This is a genomic window from Bradyrhizobium sp. (genome assembly GCF_049581145.1).
Lineage (GTDB): Bacteria > Pseudomonadota > Alphaproteobacteria > Rhizobiales > Xanthobacteraceae > Bradyrhizobium.
On sequence record NZ_JBAURI010001329.1, the window covers coordinates 1 to 2,334 of the forward strand.

General features: G+C 65.4%; 4 protein-coding genes. All 4 read left to right on the plus strand.

All coding sequences use genetic code 11. The features are described 5' to 3' along the window. On the plus strand, window positions 1-380 hold a 380-nt coding region (locus WCB02_RS42370), incomplete at its 5' end, for a tRNA threonylcarbamoyladenosine biosynthesis protein TsaB (RefSeq protein ID WP_423969090.1). 7 nt (window positions 381-387) lie between these two features. After that, window positions 388-873 carry a ribosomal protein S18-alanine N-acetyltransferase gene (gene rimI, locus WCB02_RS42375; protein WP_423969092.1) on the plus strand — a complete coding sequence of 162 codons (486 nt, stop codon included), beginning with the start codon at window positions 388-390 and terminating at the stop codon, window positions 871-873. 43 nt (window positions 874-916) lie between these two features. Further along, window positions 917-1,369 (plus strand): Fur family transcriptional regulator, encoded by a 453-nt coding sequence (locus WCB02_RS42380; protein WP_423969094.1) that lies wholly within the window; start codon window positions 917-919, stop codon window positions 1,367-1,369. 58 nt (window positions 1,370-1,427) lie between these two features. Then, window positions 1,428-2,108 (plus strand): HAD family hydrolase, encoded by a 681-nt coding sequence (locus WCB02_RS42385; RefSeq protein ID WP_423969097.1) that lies wholly within the window; start codon window positions 1,428-1,430, stop codon window positions 2,106-2,108. Window positions 2,109-2,334 lie beyond the last annotated feature (226 nt).

Below are 2,334 nucleotides of genomic sequence, written 5' to 3' on the forward strand. Positions count from 1 at the left end.
GCGAAGGCGGCGCGCGCCCCGTGATCTCGGCGATCGACGCGCGGCACGACCAGGTCTATTTCCAGGTCGTCAGCGGCGACGGCAGCCCGCTGGTGCCGCCGCGGGTCGGCTCGATTGATGAAGCGCTCGCGGCCTCGCGGTTCGGCGCGCCGCATCTGGTCGGCAACGCCGCCCGGATTCTCGCCGACCGCTGGCGGACGGAGACGCCGCCGCCCATCGATGTCGATCCACACGCCGCGCCCGATATCGCCTGGGTGGCCTGGCTGGGCGCGGCGGTCAGCCCGGACACAGCGCCGGCCCGGCCATTCTACCTGCGCGCGCCCGATGCCAAGCCGGCCCCGTTGCCATCACGACGTTCGTCCGAACCGGCCGCGCCGTGATGATCCCATGATGCGATGGTTCGCCGGTTTCTGGCGCGGCGGCAAAGCCTTGATCGAGCCCGCAAGTCCGCGCGACGCGACGCGCCTCGCCCAGTTGCATGGCAAGTCGTTTCATCGCGGCTGGGGCGAAAGCGAATTCGAGAGCATGCTGGCCGAGCGCAACACGCTGGTGCATCGCCTCAGACTGGGAGGCAACATCATCGGCTTTGCGGTCTCGCGATTCGCGGCCGACGAGGCCGAAATCCTCTCGATCGCCGTTGATCCCACTTATCGCGGCCGCGGCCTGTCGCGCGAGCTGCTGCTGACCCATCTCGGCCATCTCGCCGGCCGGGGGGTGCGCACTATATTTCTCGAAGTCGAGGAAAATAACCAGCCGGCCCGGCGACTCTATGACCGGGCCGGATTCAGGGTTGTGGGACGCCGCGAACGCTATTACCAACAGCCCGGCGGGGAACAGTTGAATGCACTTCTGATGCGCCGCGACTTGTCGTAGGATGCCCCGTGGTGGCTGACCGCAGCCGAAGGCGAAAACACCCATGACCGCACTGAAACCTTCATCCCCGTCCAAGCCTGCCTCGGGAATCGAGGCGCGCTGCGCCGCCACCGGCATGCGCATGACCGAGCAGCGCCGCGTCATCGCGCGCGTGCTGGCGGAAGCCGCCGATCACCCGGACGTGGAGGAATTGTATCGGCGCTGCGTCGCGGTCGACGACAAGATTTCGATCTCGACGGTCTACCGCACCGTCAAGCTGTTCGAGGATGCCGGCATCATCGAACGGCATGATTTTCGCGAGGGCCGCGCCCGCTATGAACAGATGCGCGAGACCCACCATGACCATCTGATCAATCTGCGTGATGGCAAGGTGATCGAATTCTCGAACGAGGAGATCGAGAAGCTGCAGGCCGAGATCGCCCGCAAGCTCGGCTACAAGCTGGTCGACCACCGGCTGGAGCTCTATTGCGTCCCGCTGGATGACGACAACGGCTAGTGCCGCTGCCCGCTCCGCCAAAGACCGATCGCAAAATCCGAACGACGAGCCAAGCGTGATGACGTTTGATCTCGTGATTTTCGATTGCGACGGCGTGCTGGTCGACAGCGAGAAGATCTCCTGTCGGGCGCATGCCGACGTGCTGAGCCGCCACGGCTATCCGATCACGGCCGACGACGTCTTCCAGCGCTTCCTCGGTCGCTCGACGCGCCAGGCCAATCTGGAAATCGAAGCCGAACTCGGGCGCAGCCTGCCCGACGCCTACCACGGCGAATTGCAGGACGAGCTGTTCCGCGCCTTCACCGCCGATCTGGAAGCGGTGCCGCATATTGGCGACGCGCTCGACCGAATCAGCGCCGCGATCTGTGTCGCATCGAGCGGCTCGCAGCAGCGGATGCGGGTCAGCCTGGGCGGCACCGGCTTGTACGACAGATTTGCGCCGAATATTTTCTCCGCCGCGCAGGTCGGCAACGGCAAGCCCGCGCCGGATCTGTTTCTGTTTGCCGCCGAACAGATGAAGATGTCGGTCGAACGATGCATCGTCGTCGAGGACAGCGTCCCCGGCATCACCGGCGCACGCGCAGCCGGTATGACCGTGCTCGGCTTCCACGGCGGCAGCCATTGCCGCCCGGGCCATGCCGCCACCCTGTCGGCCGCCGGCGCCGCCGCCACCTTCGCCGACATGCGGCAATTGCCTGACCTGATCGAACGGATCGGCGACGCCGTCACGGCGGGCTGAATGTCGTCGTTTTCGCAGAAGGTGCGCGGGCATCGGGCCCCAAATTTCGCGATTTGAGGGCCCATTACCGGGCTGATCGCCCGGAAAGCGGCCGACATAACTGGATTTTCGGCCGCTCAGCCTGTATCTGAGGCCCGTCTCAACCTGCCATTCAGGGTCCATGAAGCCGCCGCCGCGCAAGCTCCATATCAAGTCTTACGGCTGCCAGATGAACGTCTATGATTCC

Excerpts from the sequence above, each read along its gene's own strand:
- WCB02_RS42380 (WP_423969094.1), top strand. The coding sequence starts at position 917 with ATGACCGCACTGAAACCTTCATCCCCGTCCAAGCCTGCCTCGGGAATC.
- rimI (WP_423969092.1), top strand. The coding sequence starts at position 388 with ATGATGCGATGGTTCGCCGGTTTCTGGCGCGGCGGCAAAGCCTTGATC.
- WCB02_RS42385 (WP_423969097.1), top strand. The coding sequence starts at position 1,428 with ATGACGTTTGATCTCGTGATTTTCGATTGCGACGGCGTGCTGGTCGAC.